This window comes from Kitasatospora sp. NPDC089913, from assembly GCF_044748625.1.
Taxonomy (GTDB): Bacteria; Actinomycetota; Actinomycetes; order Streptomycetales; family Streptomycetaceae; genus Kitasatospora.
The window spans coordinates 459125-483486 of sequence record NZ_JBIVGI010000002.1 but is presented as its reverse complement, the minus strand read 5'-3'; the positions used below and the strand labels follow the sequence as shown (position 1 = coordinate 483486).

15 protein-coding genes are annotated in these 24362 nt (G+C 74.2%); 7 read left to right on the top strand and 8 right to left on the bottom strand.

Features of this window, described 5'->3' with window-relative positions; all coding sequences use genetic code 11:
- Positions 1-86: 86 nt before the first annotated feature.
- Entirely contained in the window at positions 87-2477 is a 2391-nt protein-coding gene (locus ACIPYS_RS06100; RefSeq protein ID WP_400743710.1) for an ATP-binding cassette domain-containing protein, read from the bottom strand.
- Positions 2478-2658: 181 nt separating this feature from the next.
- Between ACIPYS_RS06100 and ACIPYS_RS06095 the strand changes: the two genes are divergently transcribed.
- From ACIPYS_RS06095 to ACIPYS_RS06085, 3 genes are all read left to right on the top strand, one after another.
- Positions 2659-3681 (top strand): DUF6528 family protein, encoded by a 1023-nt coding sequence (locus ACIPYS_RS06095; RefSeq protein WP_400743707.1) that lies wholly within the window; start codon positions 2659-2661, stop codon positions 3679-3681.
- Positions 3682-3913: 232 nt separating this feature from the next.
- Positions 3914-4219: a hypothetical protein gene (locus ACIPYS_RS06090; RefSeq protein ID WP_159425084.1), complete on the top strand. Its 306-nt coding sequence runs from the start codon at positions 3914-3916 to the stop codon at positions 4217-4219.
- Positions 4216-4812, top strand: coding sequence for a thioesterase family protein (locus ACIPYS_RS06085; RefSeq protein ID WP_159425085.1), 597 nt, complete (start codon positions 4216-4218; stop codon positions 4810-4812). Before ACIPYS_RS06090 ends, ACIPYS_RS06085 begins: the two co-directional genes overlap by 4 nt.
- A gap of 177 nt (positions 4813-4989) precedes the next feature.
- Here ACIPYS_RS06085 and manA read toward each other — a convergent pair whose 3' ends face one another.
- The 7 genes from manA to ACIPYS_RS06050 all read right to left on the bottom strand — a co-directional run bounded on the left by manA (position 4990) and on the right by ACIPYS_RS06050 (position 14960).
- Complete coding sequence (gene manA, locus ACIPYS_RS06080) at positions 4990-6222, bottom strand: mannose-6-phosphate isomerase, class I (RefSeq protein WP_400743702.1); 1233 nt, start codon at positions 6220-6222, stop codon at positions 4990-4992.
- A gap of 56 nt (positions 6223-6278) precedes the next feature.
- The gene (locus ACIPYS_RS06075; RefSeq protein ID WP_400743699.1) at positions 6279-7250 is read right to left on the bottom strand and encodes an ROK family protein; all 972 of its coding nucleotides are present in this window, start codon (positions 7248-7250) and stop codon (positions 6279-6281) included.
- A 113-nt stretch (positions 7251-7363) separates the two neighbouring features.
- Positions 7364-10408 (bottom strand): alpha-mannosidase, encoded by a 3045-nt coding sequence (locus ACIPYS_RS06070; RefSeq protein WP_400743696.1) that lies wholly within the window; start codon positions 10406-10408, stop codon positions 7364-7366.
- Between the two features lies 1 nt (position 10409).
- Entirely contained in the window at positions 10410-11717 is a 1308-nt protein-coding gene (locus ACIPYS_RS06065) for a glycosyl hydrolase (protein ID WP_400743693.1), read from the bottom strand.
- Positions 11718-11832: 115 nt separating this feature from the next.
- Positions 11833-12681 (bottom strand): carbohydrate ABC transporter permease, encoded by an 849-nt coding sequence (locus ACIPYS_RS06060; protein WP_400743690.1) that lies wholly within the window; start codon positions 12679-12681, stop codon positions 11833-11835.
- A gap of 3 nt (positions 12682-12684) precedes the next feature.
- Positions 12685-13557: a carbohydrate ABC transporter permease gene (locus ACIPYS_RS06055; protein WP_093863235.1), complete on the bottom strand. Its 873-nt coding sequence runs from the start codon at positions 13555-13557 to the stop codon at positions 12685-12687.
- Between the two features lie 110 nt (positions 13558-13667).
- Positions 13668-14960, bottom strand: coding sequence for an extracellular solute-binding protein (locus ACIPYS_RS06050; protein ID WP_093863236.1), 1293 nt, complete (start codon positions 14958-14960; stop codon positions 13668-13670).
- A 171-nt stretch (positions 14961-15131) separates the two neighbouring features.
- On the opposite strand from ACIPYS_RS06050, the gene ACIPYS_RS06045 reads away from it, so the two are divergent.
- The 4 genes from ACIPYS_RS06045 (at position 15132) to ACIPYS_RS06030 (ending at position 24135) form a co-directional block, all read left to right on the top strand.
- Entirely contained in the window at positions 15132-16208 is a 1077-nt protein-coding gene (locus ACIPYS_RS06045) for a LacI family DNA-binding transcriptional regulator (RefSeq protein WP_093863237.1), read from the top strand.
- Positions 16209-16586: 378 nt separating this feature from the next.
- Positions 16587-19055, top strand: a complete 2469-nt coding sequence (locus ACIPYS_RS06040) for a discoidin domain-containing protein (protein ID WP_400743685.1) — start codon at positions 16587-16589, stop codon at positions 19053-19055.
- Between the two features lie 119 nt (positions 19056-19174).
- On the top strand, positions 19175-23404 hold the full coding sequence (locus ACIPYS_RS06035) for an NEW3 domain-containing protein (RefSeq protein WP_400743682.1): 4230 nt from the start codon (positions 19175-19177) through the stop codon (positions 23402-23404).
- Complete coding sequence (locus tag ACIPYS_RS06030) at positions 23401-24135, top strand: hypothetical protein (protein ID WP_093863240.1); 735 nt, start codon at positions 23401-23403, stop codon at positions 24133-24135. Before ACIPYS_RS06035 ends, ACIPYS_RS06030 begins: the two co-directional genes overlap by 4 nt.
- Positions 24136-24362: the final 227 nt, after the last annotated feature.

Sequence of the window (24362 nt, the reverse complement as noted above, 5' to 3'; positions counted from 1 at the left end):
GCCCCGCCCCCCCCCGGCGCCCCCCCGGGGGGGGGGGGGGGGGGGGGGGGGGGCCCGGGGGCGCGCGGGGGCCCCCACGCCTCGGCTCAGGAGCCCACGTAGTCCGCCAGGTGCTGGGCGGTGAGGGTGTTGCGGGCGGCCACGAGCTCGGCCGGGGTGCCCTCGAAGACGATGCGGCCGCCGTCGTGGCCGGCGCCGGGACCGAGGTCGATGATCCAGTCGGCGTGGGCCATCACGGCCTGGTGGTGCTCGACCACGATGACGGACTTGCCGGAGTCGACCAGGCGGTCCAGCAGGCCGAGCAGCTGCTCGACGTCGGCGAGGTGCAGGCCGGTGGTCGGCTCGTCGAGGACGTAGACGCCGCCCTTGTCGCCCATGTGGGTGGCCAGCTTGAGGCGCTGGCGCTCCCCGCCGGAGAGGGTGGTGAGCGGCTGCCCGAGACTGACGTAACCCAGGCCGACGTCGGCCAGGCGGGTGAGGATGCGGTGCGCGGCGGGGGTGCGGGCCTCGCCCTCGGCGAAGAAGGAGACGGCCTCCGCCACCGGCATCGCCAGGACCTCGCTGATGTCCTTGCCGCCGAAGCGGTACTCCAGCACCGAGGCGTCGAAGCGCCGCCCCTCGCAGTCCTCGCAGGTGGTGGCCACGCCGGCCATCATCGCGAGGTCGGTGTAGACGACGCCGGCGCCGTTGCAGGTCGGGCAGGCGCCCTCGGAGTTCGGGCTGAACAGGGCCGGCTTCACCCCGTTGGCCTTGGCGAAGGCCTTCCGGATCGGCTCCAGCAGACCGGTGTAGGTGGCCGGGTTGCTGCGCCGGGAGCCGCGGATCGGGCTCTGGTCGACCGACACCACGTCCTCCCCGGGCGGGACGGAGCCGTGCACCAGGGAGCTCTTGCCGGAGCCGGCCACCCCGGTGACGACGACCAGGACGCCGAGCGGCACGTCCACGTCGACGTCGCGCAGGTTGTGGGCGGCGGCGCCGCGGATCGGCAGCTTGCCGGTCGGGGTGCGGACGGCCGGCTTCACCGCGGCCCGGTCGTCCAGGTGACGGCCGGTCACCGTGCCCGCCGCGCGCAGGCCCGACAGCGGGCCCTCGTAGCAGACCGTGCCGCCGGCCGAGCCCGCGCCCGGGCCGAGGTCCACCACGTGGTCGGCGATCGCGATCACCTCGGGCTTGTGCTCCACCACCAGCACCGTGTTGCCCTTGTCCCGCAGCTGGAGCAGCAGGCCGTTCATCCGCTGGATGTCGTGCGGGTGCAGACCGGTGCTGGGCTCGTCGAAGACATAGGTCACGTCGGTCAGCGAGGAGCCGAGGTGGCGGATCATCTTGACCCGCTGCGCCTCGCCCCCCGACAGGGTGCCGGCCGGCCGCTCCAGCGAGAGGTAGCCGAGGCCGATCTCCACGAAGGAGTCCAGGGTCTGCCGGAGCGCGGCCAGCAGCGGCGCCACCGAGGGCTCGTCCAGACCGCGCACCCACTCCGCGAGGTCGCTGATCTGCATCGCGCAGGCGTCGGCGATGCTGATGCCGCCGATCTTCGACGAGCGGGCGGCCGCCGTGAGCCGGGTGCCCCCGCAGTCGGGGCAGGCGGTGAAGGTGACCGCGCGGTCCACGAACGCCCGGATGTGCGGCTGCATCGCCTCCCGGTCCTTGGCCAGCACGGACTTCTGGACCTTGGGGATCAGCCCCTCGTAGGTGAGGTTGATGCCGTTGACCTTCACCTTGGTCGGCTCGCGGTGCAGGAAGTCCCGCAGCTCCTGCTCCGTGTAGTCGCGGATCGGCTTGTCCGGGTCGAGGAAGCCGGAACCGGCGAAGATCCTGGTCATCCAGCCGTCACCGGTGTAGCCGGGGACGGTGATCGCGCCCTCCGAGAGCGACTTGGAGTCGTCGAAGAGCTGGGTGAGGTCGATGTCCGACACCGAGCCCCGGCCCTCGCAGCGCGGGCACATGCCGCCGGTGACGCTGAAGCTGCGCTTCTCCTTGACGGTCTTCCCGGCGCGCTCGACCGTGACCGCGCCGGCCCCGCTGATCGAGGCGACGTTGAAGGAGAAGGCCTTCGCCGAGCCGATGTGCGGCTGCCCCAGCCGGCTGAACAGGATCCGCAGCATCGCGTTGGTGTCGGTGGCGGTGCCGACGGTGGAGCGCGGATCGGCGCCCATCCGCTGCTGGTCGACGATGATCGCGGTGGTCAGACCGTCGAGAACGTCCACGTCGGGCCGCGCCACGGAGGGCATGAAGCCCTGGACGAAGGCGCTGTACGTCTCGTTGATCAGCCGCTGCGACTCGGCGGCGACGGTGTCGAACACCAGGGAGCTCTTGCCCGAGCCGGAGACGCCCGTGAACACCGTGAGCCGGCGCTTCGGGATCTCGATGCTGACGTCCTTGAGGTTGTTCTCCCGCGCCCCGTGGACGCGGATCAGATCGTGGCTGTCGGCGGCGTGCGGCTCGGGTGCCTGCGCGCCGGTGCTCCTGGCCGTGCTCATGGTGTCTCCGGTTCCTCTGGCGATGCCCTCGGTTCCGATCCAACCACCCGGGTACGACAAACGGTGTTTAGGCCGGTCGGCGCCCGTGCGCTGGCGGCGGGCGGGGGCACGTCGCACGGTGGTGGCGGGAGTCGGACAGCGGGAGTCGGACAGCGCGAGCCGGACAGCGGGAGGCGGCCAGGTGCGGGCGAGGCGGGCGGAGCGGGCGCGGCGGGTGTGGCGGGCACGGCGGGTGTGGCGGGCGGTGGCGGGCGCGGCCGCCCTGGTGCTGGGGATCGGCGCGGCCCCGGCTGCGGCCGCCGGGCTGCGGCCCACCTGGACGGTGGCCGTGGTCGACCAGGCCTCCCGCCGGGTGCTGGTCCTGGGCGCCGAGCGCCCGGCCGCGCTCCGGGCGCCGGAGCTCCGCCCGGTCGTGTGGTCCTGGTCCGCGGACACCGATCCCGGCCTGGGCGACCTGGAGCCGAGCCGGACCTGGAACCTGCCGGACGAGGCCAAGAGCCGGGTGCGGCACGGTCGCAGATACCTCCTCACCACCGCCTCCGGCGGTCTGGCCGCCGTGGTCGACACCGTGACCGGCGCCGCCGTCTGGGCCGTCGACACCGGTCCGGGCACCAACCCGCACAGCGCGGAACTGCTCCCGGACGGCAATGCCGCCGTGGCCGCCTCGGGCGGCGGCTGGGTCCGGCTGTACGCGGCCTCGCTGGGCCCGCGCAGCACCGCGTACGCCGAGTACCGGCTGCCGGGCGCGCACGGCGTCCAGTGGGACGCGCGCACCCGGCTGCTCTGGGCGCTGGGCGACGACACCCTGACGGCACTGCGGGTGGGCGGCACGGCGGCCGCGCCGACGCTGACCGCGGAGCGGTCGGTGCCGCTGCCCGAGCCCGGCGGCCACGACCTCGCCCCGGTGCTCGCCGCGCCCGGCCGGTTCTGGGTGAGCACGGCGGCGCACCTGTGGCGGTTCGACCCGGCGGCGGACCGCTTCACCCGGGTCCGGCTGGCGGACGAACGGGCCGAGCGGGACATCAAGAGCGTGGGCGACGAGCCCGGCAGCGGGCGGCTGCTCACGGCTGCCCCGGACCACGCGGGCCCGTGCGCCTGGTGCACCTCGGCGCTCACCCTGCACCGCCCGGACGGGGTCCGGTACCTGCCCGGTGCCCAGCTCTACAAGGCGCGCTGGTGGACCAGTTGGGGGAGCGGGGCGTGAACGGCCGACCGGGGGCCGGGGTGACGGGAGGGGCCGAACGGGGTGGCATTCGGTGGATGCGGCTGATTTTATGCACCGTCAAACTACTCCAATGGTGGTCAGTTTCCGCTCCTGTTCCGAATACCTCCCCGTAGCGCCTCGGGCTGGGATAGCGTCCATGGCGCCGGGGGGAACACGGACCCGCTCGACGGGTTCACATCCAGAAATGCCGTAACCGTTTAGGGAGAGAACTGTGCGCAATTTCGTTTCCGAATCCAGGTCCGAGAACGTCGACGAACTGCGGCTCGCGGTCGACTCGCTCGCGGCCTTCCCGGCCGGCGGGGCGCCCGGCGGGGCGGACGTCCCCGAGCGTCTGGCCGCGGTGGCCGAGCTGTGCCGGGCGGTCGACGGCGTGCTCGACAGCCTGGTCGTCCGGGCCGCCGCCGAGGCCGCCGAGGAGGGCTGGACGGCCGCCCGGATGGCCTCCGAACACGCCGTCTACTACGCGCGGTTGCAGCGGGCGCTGCTGCCCACCGGTGCCGCGGCCGAGAACCGGTGAGCGCGGCACGGAACCACGCGGCGGACGCCAACGCCCACGTCCTGGCCTGTCCCACCCGGTGGAGCGACGTCGACGAGAACGGGCACATCAACAACGCCCGGCTGGTCTCCTACGTGCAGGAGGGAATTCACGACCTGTTCTGCCACCACTCGACCGCGGTGCGGGAATCGCTATTTCCGGCGGGATTCCTGATCGCCCGGCACGAGATCGATTATCTGGAGCAGCTGCACCACCGGCCGGAGCCATTGCTGGTGCGGCTGACGGTGGAACGGCTCGGACGCAGTTCCGCGCATGTCGTGGTGAATGTGTGCCGTGACCCGCACACGTTTATGCGGGCGCGGACCGTGGTGGTCGCCCGGGACCGGGCCTCCGGCCGTTCCCGCACGCTCAGCCCGTCGGAGCGGCGGTTCCTCTCCGGTTTCCTCGCCGACGAGGCGGGCGTCGCGGTGCCGTCCCGGCCGGGCGTGAACGCCCCGCGCGGGGCCCTGGTCGCCGCCTCCGCCGGACGCCACCAGCCCCGCCGGCGCCTGCCCGGCCTGAGCGCGCTGGCCCGGGGTGTCCCCGTGGGCTCGAACCGGCACCGCGCGCGCTGACCCTCCAGGCCGGGCCGGCCGACGCCCGGCACAGGAAGTCGACTGGGGCTTCTTCCTGTGCGGGGGCGGACGGGCGGGCGGACGGGCCGACAGGCGGACGGGCCGACGGAGGGGCGGGCGTGACCGAGGGCCGGAGGGGCGAGGAGGCGGGAGTGCCGGAAGGGCCGGGCGACCGCGTCAGCCGACGGTCGCGCGGTGGAGCTCCGCGCCCGGGCCGTCGAGCCGGACCGGGACGGTGGTGGGCGGCAGATAGGCGGAGCCGCCCCGGGCGAGGCGCAGGGCCGTGCCGTCGGGGGCGGACAGCCGGGCCTCGCCGGCGGTGCACAGCAGGATCTGCGGGGAGTCCGCACGGTCGATCCGCATGCCGGTGTCGGCGAGGCGGAGCCGGGAGAGGCGGAACTCGGCCGCGAGGGAGGGGAAGCAGGCTTCCGAGGGATCGCCGCCGGCCACCGGTGCGGCGGTCAGCACGGACGGTTCGGCGGCCTCGGGGACGGTCACCGCGAGCAGGCCCGGGACATCGATGTGTTTGGGGGTCAGACCGCAGCGCAGCACGTTGTCCGAGTTGGCCATCAGTTCGACCCCCAGGCCGCGGAGGTAGGCGTGCGGCACGCCGGCGTCCAGGTGCAGCGCCTGGCCGGCCCGCAGCCGGACGTGGTTCAGCAGCAGCGCGGCCAGCAGGCCCGGGTCGCCGGGGTGGTCCCGGGCGGTCCGGGCGTAGGCCGCGCAGGCGGCGGCGTGGGGACCGCCGGACGCCGCGACCCGGTGCAGTGCGGCGGTGACCTCCGTGAGCACGGCGGCGCTGCCCGGAGCGCCCGGACCGCCCGCGCCGCCGCCGAGGGCCTGCCGGAGCAGGGCGGGCAGCACCTCCGCGGCGGGCCGCGCGCGCAGCTCGGAGGCCCAGCCCGCCAGCGCCGGGACGGCCAGCCGCTCCAGCAGTCCGGCCGTGGCCGCGGTCGGGCGGAATCCGCACAGGGCCTCGAAGTCGCCGAGCGCGCAGAGGAGTTCCGGCTTGTGCTGGCGGTCCCTGTAGACCCGCTCCGGGGCGTCCGGCGGCACCCCGAGCGCCTCCTCGGCGGCGAACCCGGCCTCGGCCTGGGCCCGGGTCGGGTGGACCTGGAGGGACAGCGCCCGGTCGGCGGCCAGCACCTTGAACAGGAACGGCAGCCGGGGGCCGAACCGCCGGACGGTGGCCGGACCGAGCAGTTCCTCCGGGGACTCGGCGATCAGCCGGTCGAGCGGGCGCGGCCCGTGTCCGTCGTCGAGCAGGGACGGCGCGGACGGGTGGGCGCCCAGCCACAGTTCGGCCTGCGGCCCGCCGGTGGGCGCGGTGCCGGTCAGCTCGGGGATCGCGGTGACGGATCCCCAGGCGTACGGGCGCACCGGGTTGGTGAGCGGGGCGAACAGCGCCATGCGGAGGTCTCCCGGAGACGGTGGAACGGGCAGGGGCGAGGGGCGGGGCCTGTTGTTCAGCGGCAGAGCGCGGCGGCGCCGATCAGCCCGGCGTCGTTCCCCAGCTCGGCCCGCCGCACGTCCAGTCCGTGCACGTACGGCAGTGCCGCGTAGCGGTCCAGGTGCCGGGCCAGCGGCTCGAACAGCACCGGTCCGGCCGCCGCCACCCCGCCGCCGACCACCACCCGCCGCAGGTCGACCAGGGTGGCGGTGGCGGCGATCCCGGCCGCCAGCGCCTGCGCCGCCCGGTCGAAGGCGGCCAGTGCCACCGGGTGCCCGGCCAGTGCGTCCTCGGCCACCGCGCGCGCCGAGCGGTCCCCGTCCCGGGGCTCCCAGCCACCGGCGAGCGCCCGCCGGGCGATCGCGGTGCCGCTGGCGATGTTCTCCAGGCAGCCGTACGAGCCGCACGGGCACCGCTCGCCGTCCAGGTCCACGCTGATGTGGCCGAGGTGGCCGGCGTTGCCGCTGGGCCCGGGGTGCACCGCGCCGTTCAGCACCAGGCCCGCGCCGACCCCGGTGGAGACCACCAGACAGAGCGCGTTCCCGGCGCCCCGGGCGGCGCCGCGCCAGTGCTCCGCGGCGGCCATCGCGACCCCGTCCCCGGCCAGCGCCACCGGGCGGCCGGCCACTGCGGGGTGGGCGGCGACCTCGGCGGTGAGGGGGAACTCCCGCCAGCCGGGGATGTTGACCGGGCTGACCGTGCCGCCGACGAGGTCCACCGGTCCGGCGCTGCCGATGCCGACGGCGGTGACCGCCGCCCAGTCGGGTGTGGCGGCGAGGTGGTCCAGCACCCGGTGCACCACGGCCAGGACCTCGGCGCCGGACTCCTTCGCCGGGGTCGGCAGCTGGACGCGGTGGGCGAGCGTCCCGGCGGAGTCGACGAGCGCCCCGGCGATCTTGGTGCCGCCGATGTCGACGGCGGCCCAGACCGGGCCGGTGAGGGGCGGGCCGGCGGGGAGCGGGGCGGTGGACGGCGAGGGCGCGGTCATGGCGGAGGGCTCCGGTGCGGTGGACGAACGGGTGGACGGGCGTCCGGCCCGCCGCCCCGGGGGGACCAGGACGGCGGGCCGGACGAGCGGCACGACAGGGACAGCAAACAGGATCAGCGCGCCGGCGTCAGCCGCAGGGTCACCAGTTCGAACGGCCGCAGCGTCAGCCGCACCCCGTCGCCGTCCGCCACGACCTCGCCGCGGGTGCCGTCCCACGGCCGCTCCAGCAGGTCGCAGGGCACTGCGGCGGCCAGCGCGAAGGAGGTCGCCAGCCGCCCCCGGGCCCGGCCGCCGGCGGACTCGTAGACCCGCACCACCAGGTCCCCGCTGCCGTCGTCGGCCAGCTTGACGGCGCTCACCACCAGCGCGTCCTGGTCCAGCCCGACCAGCGGCCGCACCGATTCGGCCGAACCGGTCACCCGGCGCTCGGGCAGGCCCACCGCGTAGCCCTCGCGGACCGCGTCGCCGATCTCCGCGCCGGGCACCAGCGCGTGCCGGAACCGGTGCCGGCCCTGGTCGGTGCGCGGGTCGGGGAAGCGCGGCGCGCGCAGCAGCGAGAACCGGACCGTGGTGGTGGTGCCGCCGTCGTCCGCGCGCACCGCCCGGGTCACGTCGTGCCCGTAGGTCGAGGGGGTGACCAGCGCGACGCCCCAGCCCGGTTCGGCCAGGTGCACGAAGCGGTGGTTGCAGGCCTCGAACTTGGCCGCGTCCCAGCTGGTGTTGGTGTGGGTGGGCCGGAACTGGTGGCCGAACTGCGTCTCGGCCGCGTACCGCTCGGTGTGCACGTCCAGCGGGAAGGCGAGCTTCAGGAACTTCTCCGCCTCGTGCCAGTCCACCTCGGTGTCGATGTCGAGCCGGCCCGAGCCCGCGCGCAGGGTCAGCGTCTGGGTCACCGTGGAGGAGCCGAACGAGCGGGCGACCCGCACCGCGACCTCCGCCGGGCCCTCGGTGTGCACGGCGACCTCGTCGGCCCCGACCAGGTCGGTGACCGTGTTCCGGTAGAACTGGTCGACGTCCCAGGCGTCCCACATGTTCGGGAAGTCGGGGTGCAGCTGGAGCAGGTTCGCCCGGGTGCCCGGGGCGACCGTCTCCCGGCCGCTCGCCGCGTCGACCGCCGACACCACCAGGCCGTCACCGTCCACCACGACCCGCAGCAGGCCGTTGTCGAGGACGAAGCCGCCGCCCTCGCGCCCGGTCACCGAGCAGTCGCCCGGACCGGCCACCGCCACCGCCGCGCCGCCCGCCGGCACCGCCGAGCGCCCGTGCGGGGCGCCGTTGAACACCAGCTCGCGCCCGCCCGCCGGATCGCCCGCCAGGGCCTGCTGGGCGGCGCCGATCAGCTCCTCCAGTTCGGCCGCCAGACCCGCGTACGTCGCCTCCGCCTCCCGGTGCACCCAGGCGATCGAGGAGCCCGGCAGGATGTCGTGGAACTGGTGCAGCAGCACGGTCTTCCAGATCCGGTCCAGCCGCTCGTACGGGTACGCCAGGCCGGTGCGCAACGCGGCCGTGGCGCACCAGAGTTCGGCCTCCCGCAGCAGGTTCTCGCTGCGCCGGTTGCCCTGCTTGGTCCTGGCCTGGCTGGTCAGGGTGGCCCGGTGCAGCTCCAGGTACAGCTCGCCGACCCAGACCGGCGGCTTCGGGTACTCGGCCTCGGCCTCGGCGAAGAACTCGGCCGGCCGCTGCCAGCGCACCGCGGCCGAGCCCTCCAGGTCGCGCAGCCGGGCGGCCTTGCCGACCATCTCGCGGGTGGTGCCGCCCCCGCCGTCGCCCCAGCCGGTCGGCGCCAGCGAGTGCCGGGCCACCCCCTTGTCCTTGAAGTTCCGTGCCGCGTGGGCGATCTCGGAGCCCTTCATGGAGCAGTTGTAGGTGTCCACGGGCGGGAAGTGGGTGAAGATCCGGGTGCCGTCGATGCCCTCCCACAGGAAGGTGTGGTGCGGGAACTTGTTGATCTGGCTCCACGAGATCTTCTGGGTCAGCAGCCACTTGGAGCCCGCGTTGCGGATGATCTGCGGCAGGCCGCCGGTGAAACCGAAGGTGTCCGGCAGCCAGGCCTCCTCGTTCTCGGTCCCGAACTCCTCCAGGAAGAACCGCTTGCCGTGCACGAACTGACGGGCCATCGCCTCCGAGGAGGGCATGTTGGTGTCCGACTCCACCCACATGCCGCCGGCCGGGACGAAGCGGCCGTCCGCCACCGCCTTCTTCACCCGGGCGTACACCTCCGGGCGGTGCTCCTTGATCCAGGCGAACTGCTGCGCCTGGGACATGGTGTAGAGGAAGTCCGGCTCGTCCTCCAGCAGCGCGGTCATGTTGGCGGCGGTCCGGGCGACCTTGCGGACCGTCTCCCGCAGCGGCCACAGCCAGGCCGAGTCGATGTGGGCGTGGCCGATCGCGCCGATCCGGTGCGCGGACGGCGCGGCGGGCGCGGCCAGCACCTCGACCAGGCACGAACGAGCCGCCGCCGCGGTACCGTTGACGTCCTGGAGATCGATCGCGTCGAGGGCCCGCTCGACCGCGCGCAGCAGTTCCCAGCGGCGGGCGCCGTCGGCCGGCAGCTCGGCCATCAGCTCGCCGAGCACCTCCAGGTCCAGCACCAGCTGCCAGACCGTCTCGTCGAACACCGCGAGGTCCATCCGCGCCAGCCGGTACTGCGGCTCGTCCCCCGCGGTCTCCTTGTCCCCCAGCTCGGTGGGCAGGAAGGGGTGGTAGTCGAGGATGACCGGATTGGCGGCGGCCTCGACGTGCAGCAGCACCGGCTCGCCGCCGGCCGCCGGGGCGGCGATCCGCACCCACTGGTTCTGCGGGTTGAGGCCCTTCACCGGGGTGCCGTCGGGGCGGTACACCAGGCCCTCGCACTGGAAACCGGGCATATTGGCGTCGAAGCCGAGGTCGATCAGCGCCTCGACGGTCCGCCCGGCCCAGGCTTCGGGCACCGTCCCGGCCACCGTGAGCCAACTGGTGCTCCAGGGCGCGCCCCAGGCGTCCCCGACCGCGATCGGCGAGCGCGGCGCGGCCAGGCCCTCGGCGACCGGGACGGGCTCGCCGGGCGCGGTCCAGACCGAGGCGGTCAGCGGGACGGACTCCGGGTACACCGCGGGGCGGATGCGCTCCTCCAGGACGCGCTTGAGGCGGGCTTCGACGAGGGTGCGGTCATCGTGCATGTCAGCGGGCTCCGTTGGGCGACTGGGCGAGGGGGAGGGAGGATCGGCGGAGGTCGTCCGGGTGGACAAGTTCGGTGATGCCGCGGGCGGCGAGGTGGGCGGCGTCCCCGGCGCGCTCGGCCAGGACCGCGGTCGGCCGGGCGCCGTCCGCGGCCAGCCGCATGAAGGTCTCGAACACGGCGCCGCCGGGACCGCAGACCGAGCGGCCCGGCGCGGTCACCTCGTCCCCGGCGGCGACCACCACGGCGGTGCGGCGCGGCGCGGGCGCCCGCCAGCCGGCGCGCGCGGCGGCGACGGCTTCGGCCAGCCGCTCGCCGGCCGGCTTGACCCGCCGGTCGTTGGTCAGCAGGCCGAGGCTGTACTCCAGCACCGGGAAGTCCGCCAGCGAACGGTCCACATCGTGCGAGCACCACCAGGTGACGCCCCACAGGTCGGGGCAGTCCAGCACGGCGGCGACGGTCGCGCCGGTGAACCGGGCGGCGTCCGCGGCGGTGATGTGCGGGGCCGGGGCGCCGACCTCCTGCAGCCAGACCGGGCGGTGCGGGTCCTCGGCCCAGGCCTTGGAGAGCTCCACCAGGTAGGCGGCGTGCTGGTCGCTCGCGGTGGAGCGGGCGCCGTAGCGCTGCGCCGTGCCGTTGAACACCCAGGAGTGCACGGCTGTGGCCGCGCCGATCCGGGCCGAGTGCCAGGGCGTGAACGGGTGCCCGTCGAGGTACCAGGCCGCGTCGTAGGAGGCGTGCAGGTGCAGCCGGCCGGGGGCGCCCCGCTCGCAGGCGTCGACCATCCGGCGCAGCCAGGCCCCGGCCTGCTCGGGGGTGGCCCGGTGCGGGTCGGGGTGCGGCTCGCCGGAGAACTGGTTGACCTCGTTGCCGACCGTCATGCCGAGGAAGTTGGGCCGTTCGGCGAGGGCCGCGGCGAGGGTGCGCAGATAGGCGGCCTGGCCGTCGACCACGTCCGGGTCGGTGAACATGTTCCGGCGGTGCCAGGTGCGGATCCAGGCCGGTTCGAAGTCGAAGCTGGACAGGTGCCCCTGGAGGCCGTCCACGGCGACGTCGAGCCCGCGCTCCCCGGCCGCGTCCACCAGCGCCACGAGCTGTTCGACGGCGCGCGGGCGGATCAGGGTGCGGTTGGGCTGGAACAGCGGCCAGAGCGGGAACACCCGGACGTGGTCGAGGCCGAGCGCGGCGATCGAGTCGAGGTCGGCGCGGACGGCGTCGAGGTCGAAGTCGAGCCAGTGGTGGAACCAGCCGGCGGCGGGCGTGTAGTTGACGCCGAAGCGCGGGGCGGTGGTCCGCGGAGCGGTGGTCATGGTCGGTGGCTCCCTGGGAGGAGGAACGGCGGTGCGTCCGGTGCGGTCCGGCGGGGCCGTCCGGTGCGGTGCGGTCCGGTGCGGTCCGGTGCGGTGCGGTCGTCCGGTGCGGAGTTCAGCCCTTCACGGCACCCTCCTCCACTCCCTTGAAGAAGAAGCGCTGGCACACCGCGAACACCACCACGATCGGCAGGAAGGCGATCATGGTGCCGGCCGCGATCAGCCGGGGGTTGGCGCTGAAGGTGCCGTTGAGGTACTGGAGACCGACGGTGAGGGTGTACTTCTGCGGGTCGTTGAGCACGATCAGCGGCCAGAGGAAGTCGTCCCAGGCACCGATGAAGGTGAAGATCACGATCACGCTGAGCATGCCGCGCACGTTCGGCAGCCCGATGTGCCACAGCCGCTGGCGGACGTTGGCGCCGTCCACCAGTGCGGCCTGCTCCAGCTCGGGCGGGACGGTGGCGAAGGCGGTGCGCATCAGCAGCACGTTCAGCATGGCCAGCGCGCCGGGCAGGGCGACCCCGGTCAGGGTGTCGGCCAGGCCGAGGCTGCGCACGGTGACGTACTGGGACACGACGGTGGCCTCGCCGGGCAGGATCAGGGTGGCCAGCAGCAGGCCGAACACCAGCCGGGCGCCGCGGAAGCGCAGCTTGGCGAGCGCGTAGCCGGCCAGGGTGCAGCCGACCACGTTGCCGATGATCGCGATGGCGGCGACGATCAGCGAGTTGGCGGCGTAGGTCCAGACCGGGACGGTGTCGGCGACCTTGAGGTAGTTGTCGAAGGTGGGGTGGTCCGGGAGGAAGCGCGGGGTGGCGGACCAGACGTCCTCGGTCGGACCCTTGAGGGAGGTGGAGAGCTGCCACAGGAACGGCCCGACGACCAGCAGCAGGACGAGCAGGAGCAGCAGGTAGCGCAGCGCGGTCTCGGCGGGGGAAGGGGTGTTGAAGCTTCGGGAGCGCCGCACGGGTCAGGCCGCCTTCCGGTTGAGGCGCGTCAGCAGCAGCATCGGGCCGAGGGTGATGAAGAAGAGCAGCAGGCTGAGCGCCGAGGCGTAGCCGAGGTGACCGGTGAAACCGCGGCTGTACATCTGGATCAGCATCACCACCGACATGTCCCGGCCGCCCGGGCCGCCGGTGCCGTTGGAGAGCACGTACAGCTCGGAGAACACCCGCAGCGAGGACACCGAGATCAGCACCGAGACCAGCACCATCGTGGGCCGTACCCCCGGCAGGGTGACGTGCAGGAAGCGGCGCAGCGCTCCCGCGCCGTCGACGGCGGCGGCCTCGTGCAGCTCCCGGCCGACGTTGGCCAGCGCCGACAGGTAGATGACCATGTAGTAGCCGAGGCCCTTCCAGGTGGTCAGGGCGATCGCGCTGAGCAGCAGCAGCCAGCGGTCGGTGAGGAAGGGGACCGGTGAGTCGGCGAGGCCGGTCTGCTGGAGCACGCCGTTGATCAGCCCGCGGTCGTTCAGCGCCCAGCCCCAGATCAGGGCGACCACGACGGCGGAGGCGACGACGGGGGTGTAGAACGCGGTGCGGAAGAAGGTGATGCCGGGCAGCCGGCGCTGGACCAGCAGGGCCAGCAGCAGCGGCAGCAGGGTCAGCAGCGGCAGGCAGATCAGCAGGTAGATCACGGAGTTGAGCAGGGCGTCGGCCAACTGGTCGTCGCTGAAGGCGCGTTGGTAGTTGTCGAGGCCGGTGAACCGCCCGCCGCCGAGGGGCTTGGCGTTGGTGAACGACAGGATCACCGTGTTGGCGGCGGGCCAGAGGTTGAAGACGGCCAGCCAGATCAGTGCGGGCCCGGCGAGCAGCCAGGGGGTGAACCAGCGCCGGTGGGTCATGCCGTGCCTTCCTGGGGCGGGGGTCGCGGGTGGTACCCGGCGGGCGGTGGCTCCCGGGGGGCAGGGCCGCCGCCCGCCGGCGGGAGGGCTGGGGAACCGTCAGGCGACCCCTAGCCCTTGAGGAGCTGGTTGCACCGCTCGACGGCGGTGTCCAGGGCCTGCTTGGAGCTGGTGTCGCCGCTGATCGCGAGGGTGAACTGCTGCTTGACGATGGTGCTCATGGCGTCGTCCACCTGGACTGGCTGGAGCATCTTGGCCCTGGCCAGCGAGGTGAAGGCGACGACCTTGGCGTCGCCGGCGTTGCTGCCGTCCGACTTGCTGAACAGCGGGTCGTTCGCGGAGGCCTTGGTGGAGGGGAAGATGCTGGTCAGCCGGGAGAAGGCGGCCTGGTTCTCCGGGCTGGTGACCCAGCGGGCCAGGGCCACGGCGGCGGCCGGGTTCTTGGTGTTCCTGGGCACGGACACGCCCTGGACGTAGAGCGGAGGGGTGCCCATCGACGGGGAGGAGACGATCTTCGGGGCGAGGGTGGGGTTGTCGGTGGCGACGGCGGTGATGAAGTTGGCCCCGGCGGTGGTCCAGGCCGCGGTGCCGGCGGTGAAGAGCTTGGAGTTGCCGGCGTAGGTGTCGGTGAGGACGTCGTTCGGCAGCAGCCCCTCCTTGAACGCGGCGCGGTACTTGTCCAGTACGGCCGCGGCCTCGGGGGTGTTGAAGGTGAACGACCTGCCGTCCTCGGCCATCACCTTGACGCCCGCGTCGACCAGGTCGCCGAGGCCGGGCTTTCGGCTCATCAGGTAGGCGGAGCCGCCGGCCTTCTCCTTGAAGGTCCTGGCCTGGGCGATGAGTTCGTCCAGGGTGGTGGGGAGCTTCTTCGGGTCCAGGCCGTACTTGGTCAGCAGCTCGGCGTTCCAGTAGTTGACGTCGGTGTTGAGGTACCACGGATAGCCGAAGGTGCCGTCCTGGCCCGCGAAGCGGTAGGCGTCGAGGCCGCCGGTCACGTACTCCTCGGCGGCCTTCGGGTCGGCCTTGGCGACGTCCAGCAGCAGGCCCTGCTTCGCCAGCGGAAGGGCGAAGTCCGGTGGGAGGTTGACCACGTCGGGCAGGGTGCCGGCGGCGGCCTGGCTGAGCACCTTGTCGGAGTAGCCCTCGCCGGGCTGGTCCAGCCAGTCGACCTCGACGCCCGGGTACTTCTGCTTGAAGCCGTCGATCACGCCCTGCACATAGGCGGTGAACTTGGGCTTCAGCGCCCAGGTCTGGAGCGAGACCTTGCCCTTGACCTCGCCGGTGGCGGCGGCGCTCGCCGCACTGTCGCCGCTGCCGGAGCTGCCGTCGGAGCCGAGTCCGCAGCCGGTGGCCAGGGTCGCGGTGAGTACCGCCGTCGTGACTGCCGCCCGGATTCTACGCATGAGGGTTCTCCCGTGGTGGGTGGGGGAGGGGGATGCATCGGGGATGACGCGGGTGGGACTGCGCGGGTGGGATTGCGTGCGGTTCTGGAACCTGTCTTACTAAACCGGTCTAGCTGTTGCAGGGACTATGCTCCGGCCTAAACTTGGCTGTCAAGAGAGGAGTCGGAACGCGTGGGCAGACCGACCATCGCCGACATCGCCCGTCGGGCGGGCGTCTCCAAGGGCGCGGTGTCCTTCGCGCTCAACGGCCGCCCGGGGGTGAGCGAGGCGACCAGGGCCCGGATCCTCCAGGTCGCCGAGGAGATGAACTGGCGGCCGCACAGCGCGGCCCGGGCCCTCGGCGGGGCCAGGGCGGACGCGGTCGGACTGGTGATCGCCCGCCCGGCCAGGACCATCGGGGTCGAGCCGTTCTTCAGCCAGCTGCTCTCCGGCCTCCAGGCGGTGCTGTCCGCGCACTCCGTCGCCCTGCACCTGATGGTGGTCGAGGACACCGCGGCCGAGATCGAGGTCTACCGCCGCTGGACGTCCGAGCACCGGGTCGACGGCTTCATCGTGGTCGACCTCCAGCTGCGCGACCCCAGGCTCGCCGTACTGGACGCCCTCGGCCTGCCCGCCGTCGTGCTCGGCGGGCCGGGCAAGGGCGCCGGGCCGCTGCGGATCTGGGCCGACGACCGCGAGGCGATGCTCTCCATCGTCGACTACCTGGCCGCCGTCGGGCACCGGCGGATCGCCCACCTGGCCGGGCTGCCGCACTTCCAGCACACCCAGCGGCGGATCCGGGCGCTGCGCGACGCCTCCCGCCGGCTCGGGCTGGAGGAGGCGCTCTCGGTGCCGACCGACTTCAGCGACGCCGAGGGCGCCGCGGCCACCCGCACCCTGCTCTCGCGGCCCCGGCGGCCCACCGCGATCGTCTACGACAGCGACGTGATGGCGGTGGCCGGCCTCGGTGTGGCGGGGGAGATGGGCGTCGCGGTGCCCGGGGAGCTGTCCATCGTCTCCTTCGACGACTCGGTGCTCGCCCGGATCGTGCACCCGCCGCTCACCGCGCTGAGCCGGGACACCTTCGCGCTCGGCGAGCAGGTGGCGCGCAGCCTGCTCGCGGTGATCGACGGCACCGGCCCGGACCGTGACCTGCAGATGCCGACCCCGCGGCTGACCGTGCGGGAGTCCACCTCGCCGCCGGCCGGCGGTTCACCGGTGGGTGTGAACTCCACCGGCACCGTTGACAGCGCCTCTGAACCGGTTTAGCCTCGCTGGCGCCGAGCGGGCCCCGCTCGGCGCAGCACCGTGGGCCGGAGCGCGGCGAGGGCGCCCACGGCCGCCCGGCCGGCCCGTTCGCACCCGGGCCCGCGCCGGTTCCACCGCGCCCGCGCGCCGCACCCCGCCCGGAGCCCGCACCACCGGCACCGCGCACCCGGCCCCGTCCCGCAGCCACCCGCCGCACCCCGTACCCGCCGCGCACGCACCCGTGCACGTCGCACCCGTACCCGTACCCGTACCCGTACACATCGCACCCGCACCCGCACCCGCACCCGCCGTACCCGCACATGCACCCCCGGGCCGCGCCCGCCCCGGGCGAGGCCCGCCCCCACCCTCCTCCGCCTTCCGCGCGAACGGAGCCAGCGCATGTCACGACGAAGGATCCCCCGCCTCCTCGGCGCCGCCCTCGGCGCAGCCGTCCTGGGCCTGACCCCCACGATCGCCGGGGCCGCCCCCGGCCCCGCCGCGTCCGGCCCGGCGGCCGCCCCCGCCGCGGTGAGTGCCGCCACCGGCACCCAGCCCTACGCCTCCTACTGGTACCCGAACACCATCCTCGGCTGGGCCCCGGCCACCGACCCGGACGCCCGGTTCAACCGCGCCCGCGTGCCGCTCCAGCCCCGCACCGCCGACCCGGCGCTCAGGGCGAACCCCAACGCCCGTGCGGGAGAGGGGAAGATCGCCTCCCTGGTCTCCTTCGGGCCGACCTCCGCCAACCCCTCGCAGGGCTCCACCGACCCCAACTACTACGCCTTCGGCTACTGGCAGTACGTCGACAAGCTGGTGTTCTGGGGCGGCTCCGCCGGCGAGGGACTCATCCTCGCCCCCAACCCGACCGTGATCGACGCCGCCCACCGCAACGGCGTCAAGGTCTACGGCACGGTCTTCTTCCCGCCCGCCGCGTACGGCGGCCAACTCCAGTGGGTGCGCGACTTCGTGCAGAAGTCCGGCAGCCGCTACCCCGTCGCCGACAAACTCGTCCAGGCCGCCCAGTACTACGGCTTCGACGGCTGGTTCGTCAACCAGGAGACCGGCGGCGGCGATTCGGCCCTCGCCGGCCAGGTCCGCGACCTGATGCAGTACACCAAGGCGCAGAGCGGGACCGAGTTCATGTGGTACGACGCCATGACCGAGTCCGGATCGGTCAGTTGGCAGAACGCCCTGACCACGGCCAACGACGCCTTCCTCCAGGACGGTGCGAAGCGCACCTCCGACTCGATGTTCCTCAACTTCAACTGGTCGTCCGGCGGCCTGGACTCCTCGCGCACCCTGGCCCGGGGCCTCGGCCGGGGCGAGTACGAGCTCTACTCCGGCATCGACACCGAGGCGAACGGCTACAACACCGGCGTCGACTGGAACGCGCTCTTCCCGGCCGGAAAACCGCACACCACCTCACTCGGCCTCTACCGCCCCGAGTGGACCTGGAAGTCGTCGACCGACCGGGCCGACTACCTCACCAAGGACGCCCGGTACTGGGTCGGCGCCAACAACGACCCCTCCAACACCTCCACCTCCTCCTCCTGGAAGGGCCTGGCGAGCTACGTCGCCGAGTCCACCCCGGTCACCGCCAAGCCCTTCGTCACCAACTTCTCCTCCGGCGAGGGCGACTTCTACAACGCGGCCGGCACCCGGGTCGCCACCGGAGGCTGGAACAACCTCTCGCTCCAGGACGTGCCGCCCACCTACCACTGGCTGGTGGAGTCGGCCGGCAGCAAGGTGACCCCGTCGGTCGACTTCGCCGACGCCTACGAGGGCGGCTCCTCGCTGCGCCTCACCGGGACGCCGAGCGCCGTCAACACCGTGCGGCTGTACCAGAGCAGGCTGCCGGTCGCGGCCGACACCAAGCTGTCGGTGGTGCTGAAGACCCCGGCCGCCGGTGCCACCCGCCTCGCCGCCGCGGTCTCCTTCACCGACGCGCCGACCACCTTCACCACCCTCGACCTGGGCGCCACCACCGGTACTGGCTGGGAGCGCAGGACCCTCGACCTGTCCGCCTACGCCGGCCGCACCATCGCCCAGATCGGTCTGCGGACCACCGGCACCGGCTCCGCCTACGACCTGCGGATCGGCCAACTCGCGGTTTACGACGGCACGGTGGACGCCCCGGCGGCACCGTCCGGGCTGACTCTGCTCGGCGCGGCCGACGTGGTGGCCGGGAGCAGTCAGTCGCTCCGGCTCGCCTGGACGCCGTCCGCCGGCGGGAACGTGCACCACTACGAGCTGTACCGCCGCAACGCCGACGGCACCCGGGGCTACCTGGGCGCCACCCCGTCGGACGCCTTCTTCGTCAACCGGCTCGACCGCGCGGGCACGGAGGCGAGCACCACCGTCGAGGTCGAGGCCGTGTCCACCGAGTTCGGCCGCTCCACCGTCGCCTCCACCACCGTCCCCTGGACCGGCACCCCGCCCACCGGCAGCAACCTGGCACTGGGCCGCCCGGCCACCGCCTCCGGACAGTGCAACACCGACGAGGGCCCGGCCAAGGCCGTCAACGGCACCGTCAACGGCGGCAACGGGGACAAGTGGTGCACCCTCAGCAGTGCCAAGTGGCTGGAGGTGGACCTCGGTTCGGCGAAGCCGCTGACGAAGTTCGTGGTCAAGCACGCGCAGGCGGGCGGGGAGAGCGCCGCGTACAACACCCGGGACTTCTCGGTCCAGGTCCGCTCCGCCGCCACCGACCCGTGGACCACCGTCGCCACCGTCACCGGCAACACCGCCGGCACCACCACCCACCCCGTGACCACCACGGCCCGGTACGTCCGGCTGGTGGTGACCAAACCGACCCAGGGCACCGATCCGGCCGCCCGGATCTACGAGTTCGAGGCCTGGGGCGCCTGACACCCGCCGGGGCGTCCGACACCCGCCGGGGGCCCGACCCCCTCCGGGCGTCCGACGCCCCCCGGAGCGGGTGACACCCCGCCGTTCCCGGACCGCCGCTACCCGAAAGGACCCTCCCCGTGCCGGTCACCCTCACCGCCGTCGAGAGCACGGATCTGTTCACCGGCCCCGAGCACGCCCCGCGGCAACTGCTGCGGGTCACCCTCGACGGCCCGCCCGCCACCCGGATCACCGTCACCGGCCCGGGCGTGCGCGGCGCGGCGGCCGGCACGGGGCAGGTCGAAGTCCCCCTGGAGATCACCGGCGCCGCCCCCGGTGACCGGCTGCCGGTCACGGTCGAGGCGGGCGGGCCGGTCGAGGCGGGCGGTGCCCGCGCCGGGGCCGTCGTCGAGGTCGCCGAGCCCGGCTGGACGATGTTCCTCGTCTCCCACTTCCACTACGACCCGGTGTGGTGGAACACCCAGGCCGCCTACACCTCCCCCTGGGAGCTGCTCTCCGCCGACGCCACCACCCGGCCGCTCTGGGAGCGCAACGGCTTCGCGCTCGTCGACGCCCATCTCGACCTCGCGCTGCGCGATCCGGTGTACAAGTTCGTGCTCGCCGAAGTCGACTACCTGAAGCCGTACTTCGACCAGTTTCCGGAGCGGCGGGAGACCCTGCGGCTGCTGCTCGACCGGGGCCAGGTGGAACTCGTCGGCGGCACCTACAACGAGCCCAACACCAATCTCACCGGTGCCGAGACCACCATCCGCAACATCGTGTACGGCATCGGCTACCAGCGCGACATCCTCGGCGGCGATCCGCGGACCGCCTGGCAGCTCGACGTGTTCGGGCACGACCCGCAGTTCCCCGGCCACCTCGCCGCCGCCGGACTCACCGGCAGCGCCTGGGCGCGCGGCCCGTTCCACCAGTGGGGCCCGATCCAGAAGAACTTCCGGGAGGCGAAGGACGACGCCCGGGTGATGCAGTTCCCCAGCGAGTTCGAATGGATCGCCCCGAGCGGCGAAGGTGTGCTCACGCACTACATGCCGCACCACTACTCGGCCGGCTGGTGGATGGACTCCTCGGCCGACCTCGCCGCCGCCGAACGTGCCGTGTACGAGCTCTACCGCAAGCTCAAGCCGGTCGGCGCGACCAGGAACCTGCTGCTGCCGGTCGGCACCGACTACACCCCGCCCAACAAGTGGGTCACCGAGATCCACCGTTCCTGGGCCGCCAAGTACCTGTGGCCGAGGTTCGTCTGCGCCACCCCCCGCGACTTCCTGGACGCGGTGCGCGCCGAACTCGCCGCGACCGGCCGCCGTCCCGGCCCGCAGAGCCGCGACATGAACCCCGTCTACACCGGCAAGGACGTCTCCTACATCGACACCAAGCAGGCCCAGCGGGCGGCGGAGACCGCGGCCGTCGACGCCGAGAAGCTCGCGGCGCTCGCCGAGACGCAGGGCCTGGGCCGCTACCCGGCGGCCGCGCTCGACAAGGCGTGGCGCCACCTCGCCTACGGCGCCCACCACGACGCGATCACCGGCTCCGAGTCCGACCAGGTGTACCTGGACCTGCTCGGCGGCTGGCGGGAGGCGTACGACCTCGCGGCCGACGTCCGGGACCGGGCGCTGGACGCGTTGACGGCGCGGATCGCCACCCCGGCGGGCGAGGGCCGGGCGCTGGTCGTCACCAATACGCTCTCCTTCGACCGCACCGACCTGGTGGCCGTCCCGCTGCCCCCGGAGGTCACGGCCGGCGGGGTGCGGGTGCTGGACGACACGGGGGCGCCGGTGCCCTGCGCACTGGACCGGGGCACCCTGCGCTTCCTGGCCGAGGACGTGCCGGCGCTCGGCTGGCGGACCTGGCGGCTGCTGCCCGGGGCCCCGGACAGCACGCCCTGGTACCCGGCCGAGGGCCTCACCGTCGCCAACGCCCGCTACCGGGTCACGGCCGACCCGGCCCGCGGCGGCGGCCTCTGCTCCGTCCGGGACCTGCGCCAGAAAAGGGAGTTGATCCGGACCGGACTGGTCGGCAACGAACTGCGGGTGTACGAGGAGTACCCCCAGCACCCGGACTTCGGCGAGGGCCCCTGGCACCTGATCCCCAAGGGCCCGGTGACCGGCTCCGCCGAACGCCCGGCCGAGGTCCGCCGGGAGACCGGCCCGCTCGGTGAACGCCTGGTGGTCACCGGGACGGTGGACGGCCTGCGGTTCGAGCAGACGGTCACCCTCTGGCGCGGCCTCGACCGGGTCGACTGCCGGACCAGGGTGCTCGACCACCGCGGCGCCGACCGGCTGCTGCGGCTGCGCTTCCCGGTCGACCTGCCGGGGGCGCTGCCGGTCAGCGAGGTGGCGGGTGCCGTCGTCGGCCGGGGCTTCGCGATGCCGGACGTCGACTCGGCCGAAGCGCCGTGGACCCTCGACAACCCCGCCAACACCTGGTTCGGCCTCGGCTCCACCGCGCGGGCCGTGCTCACCGACCCGGTCACCGGCGCGCCGCTCGGCGAACGGGCCTTCGGCGTCGCGGAGGTGGTCGTCCCCGGGCTGGACGCCGCCGCCGACGCCCGGGAGCTGGTCGTCGCCCTCGCCCGGGTCGGCGTCACCGCCACCACCTCCGGCGCCGACTGGGCCCGGTACGGCTGGCTGGACGTCGACTCCAACCTGCCGGACCTGCGGATCCTCCTCGGCGGGCCCGAGACCAACGACGCCACCCGGGAGTTGCTGGAGCGCGCGGGCGAGGAGTACGCGGCCGTGCTGAAGGCGCACGGCGCCGTCTGGGTGCCCGCCGACGCCCCGCTGGCCGAGGTCTGGCGGCCCGGCGCGGACCTGCGCGACCTGCGGGCCCTGCCCGCGCTGGTGGTCGTCGACCCGGCCGCGCTCGCCGCCGACCTCGCGGACGCCCGGATCACCGCCCGCTGCCCGGTGGCCCCGCCCGCCGCCGAACAACTCACCGACCACACCGTCGCGTTGCTGACCTACGGCCTGCCCGGCTTCGCCGTCGACACCACCGGCGCGCTCCATCTGTCGCTGCTGCGCTCGTGCACCGGCTGGCCCTCCGGCGTCTGGATCGACCCGCCGCGGCGCACCCTGCCCGACGGCGCGTCCTTCCAGCTCCAGCACTGGACGCACGACTTCCACTGTGCCCTGGTCGGCGGGCCCGGCGACTGGCGGGACCAGGAACTCCCCGCTCAGGGGCAGGAGTTCAACCACCCGCTGTACGCGCGGGCGGTACCCGCCGGACAGTCGGGCCCGTTGCCGGCCACGCTCTCCTGGCTGCGGGTCGAACCCGCTCGCCGGGTGCTGCTGGGCGCCCTGAAAGCGGCCGGCAACCCGATCGCCCACGGGTCCGCCGTCACCACCTCCGCCGAGCAGCTCACCGTCCGTCTGGTCGAGTCGACCGGACTGGGCGGCACCGTCGCCCTGGGCGGCGCGCTCGGCCTGGTCGACCTGCGCCACGCCGATCTGCTGGAGCGGCCCACCGGCCCGGTCGACGGCGAACTCACGCTCCCCGGTTCGGCGTTCGCCACCCTGTTGGCCCGCCCCGGGGTGGCCGCCGACCCGGCCGGAGCCGTCCTCGGCGCGGTCGCCGAGCCGGCCCAGCCGGTGCACGCCCGCTACTGGCTGCACAACCGGGGCCCGGCGCCGCTCGGCTACCTCCCGGTGTCCGTCGGTGCCTCGCCCGGCCTGCTGCGGACGGCCGGGGAGCCCGTCACCCTCTCGGTCGCGCTCTCCTCGCAGCTCCAGGACGCCGCCGTGGAGGGCACCGCCACCGTCCACCCGCCGGAGGGCTGGACGGCCGGCCCCACCGCCCGCCCCTACCGGCTGGCCCCGGGCGGCCACCTCCGCTTCCCGGTCACCCTCACCCCGCCCGCGGGCGCCGAACCCGGCCTGTACTTCGCCGCCGTGCGGGTGGTCCACGACGGGCAGGAGAGCGAGGACGTGGTCACGGTGGCGGTCGGGGACCTGCCGCAACTCCTCCCCGTCCCCGGCGAGGCCCTCGAGGACTGGACCGCCGCCCAGGGCACCACGGCCACCGAGGGCCGCGACACCGGCCTCGGCGTCGCGGTGCTCGCCGACACCGTCTGGCTCGCCCCGGGGGAGCGGGGCGTCCTGGCGCTGCGGCTGACCAACCGCACCCGCGGCGGGATCCGCGGCGAACTGCAACTCGTCTCGCCCTGGGGCGCCTGGGAGACCGTCGCCGACCCCGTCCGCGGCTTCGCCCTCGCGGCGGGCGCCGAATCGGTCGAGGAGTTCGAACTCGCGGCCCCGGCCGCCATGGACCCCGGCGCGTACTGGGCCCTGGCCAAGGTGATGTGGTTCGGCCGCTGCCAGTACGCCCCCACCGTCGCGGTGGTGGTCGCACCGTGAGCGCCCCCGCCGAAGCCCCGGTCCTCGGCCTGCTCGACGGCCGGCCGCTGCCCCGCACCGGCCTCGACCGCCGCCTCGCCGCCCTGCGCGCCGGCCCCGGGGCCGCCGCGCTGCCCGTGCCGGGCAGCGGCGAGGACCGCCAACTCGCCCGCTGGGTCGCCCAGGTGCTGCTGACCGAGGCGCTCTGCGAAGCGGTCGCCGCCGAACGCGGCCTCGCCGTCCACCCGGCGGCGCCGCCCGCCCGCCTCGACCAGCAGGCCGCGGTCGAACTCGGCTCCGTCACCGCCGCCGCGTACGAGGGCAGTGCGGCGGTGCGGGCCGTCTGCGAAGCGGTCACCGCCGGGGTCGAGCCCTCCGCCGCCGAGGTGGCCCACTACCGCGCCCTCACCGAACGGCCCCCGTCCGCCGCTCCGTGGCGGCTCGCCCTCCCCGACGGCTCCGTCTTCGAGGCCGCCCCGGACACCCTCCCGCTCGCCCTCGCCGAGGCCCTGGGCGGCGCGGCCCCCGGCGAGTGGGTCACCGCCGCCGGTTGGACGGCCGCCCGCCTCGCCGCCGGGCCTGCCGCCGAGCCCGACCCCGACCCCGATCCGTCGGCCGTGGTGCGGGCCGCCGCCCGCCGGTCCGCGTTCGTCCGCTGGCTCGACCACGCCCGTGCCACCCGGCTCGTCCTCGTCCCCGGCCTCGAACACCCGGGGGACCCGGCCCAGCCGGACAACCACCACCGCCACTGAGCGGTCCCGCCGGGCACCCTGCGGACACCGGACCCGGGTGCCCGGCGGACGCCCGGGCAGACCGCCTGCCCGTTCGGGCGCGGGCGTGTGCAACCTTTCCACCCGCCCGAGGCATCCATACAGTGACGGCGCACCGCCCGTCGCCCCGGGCGGTGCCGGTGCGGAAACCCGTTCACGGCGTCTGAGTTCGTGCACAAATGTCTTCCGAGGGTCGGCCCCGGCCGTTT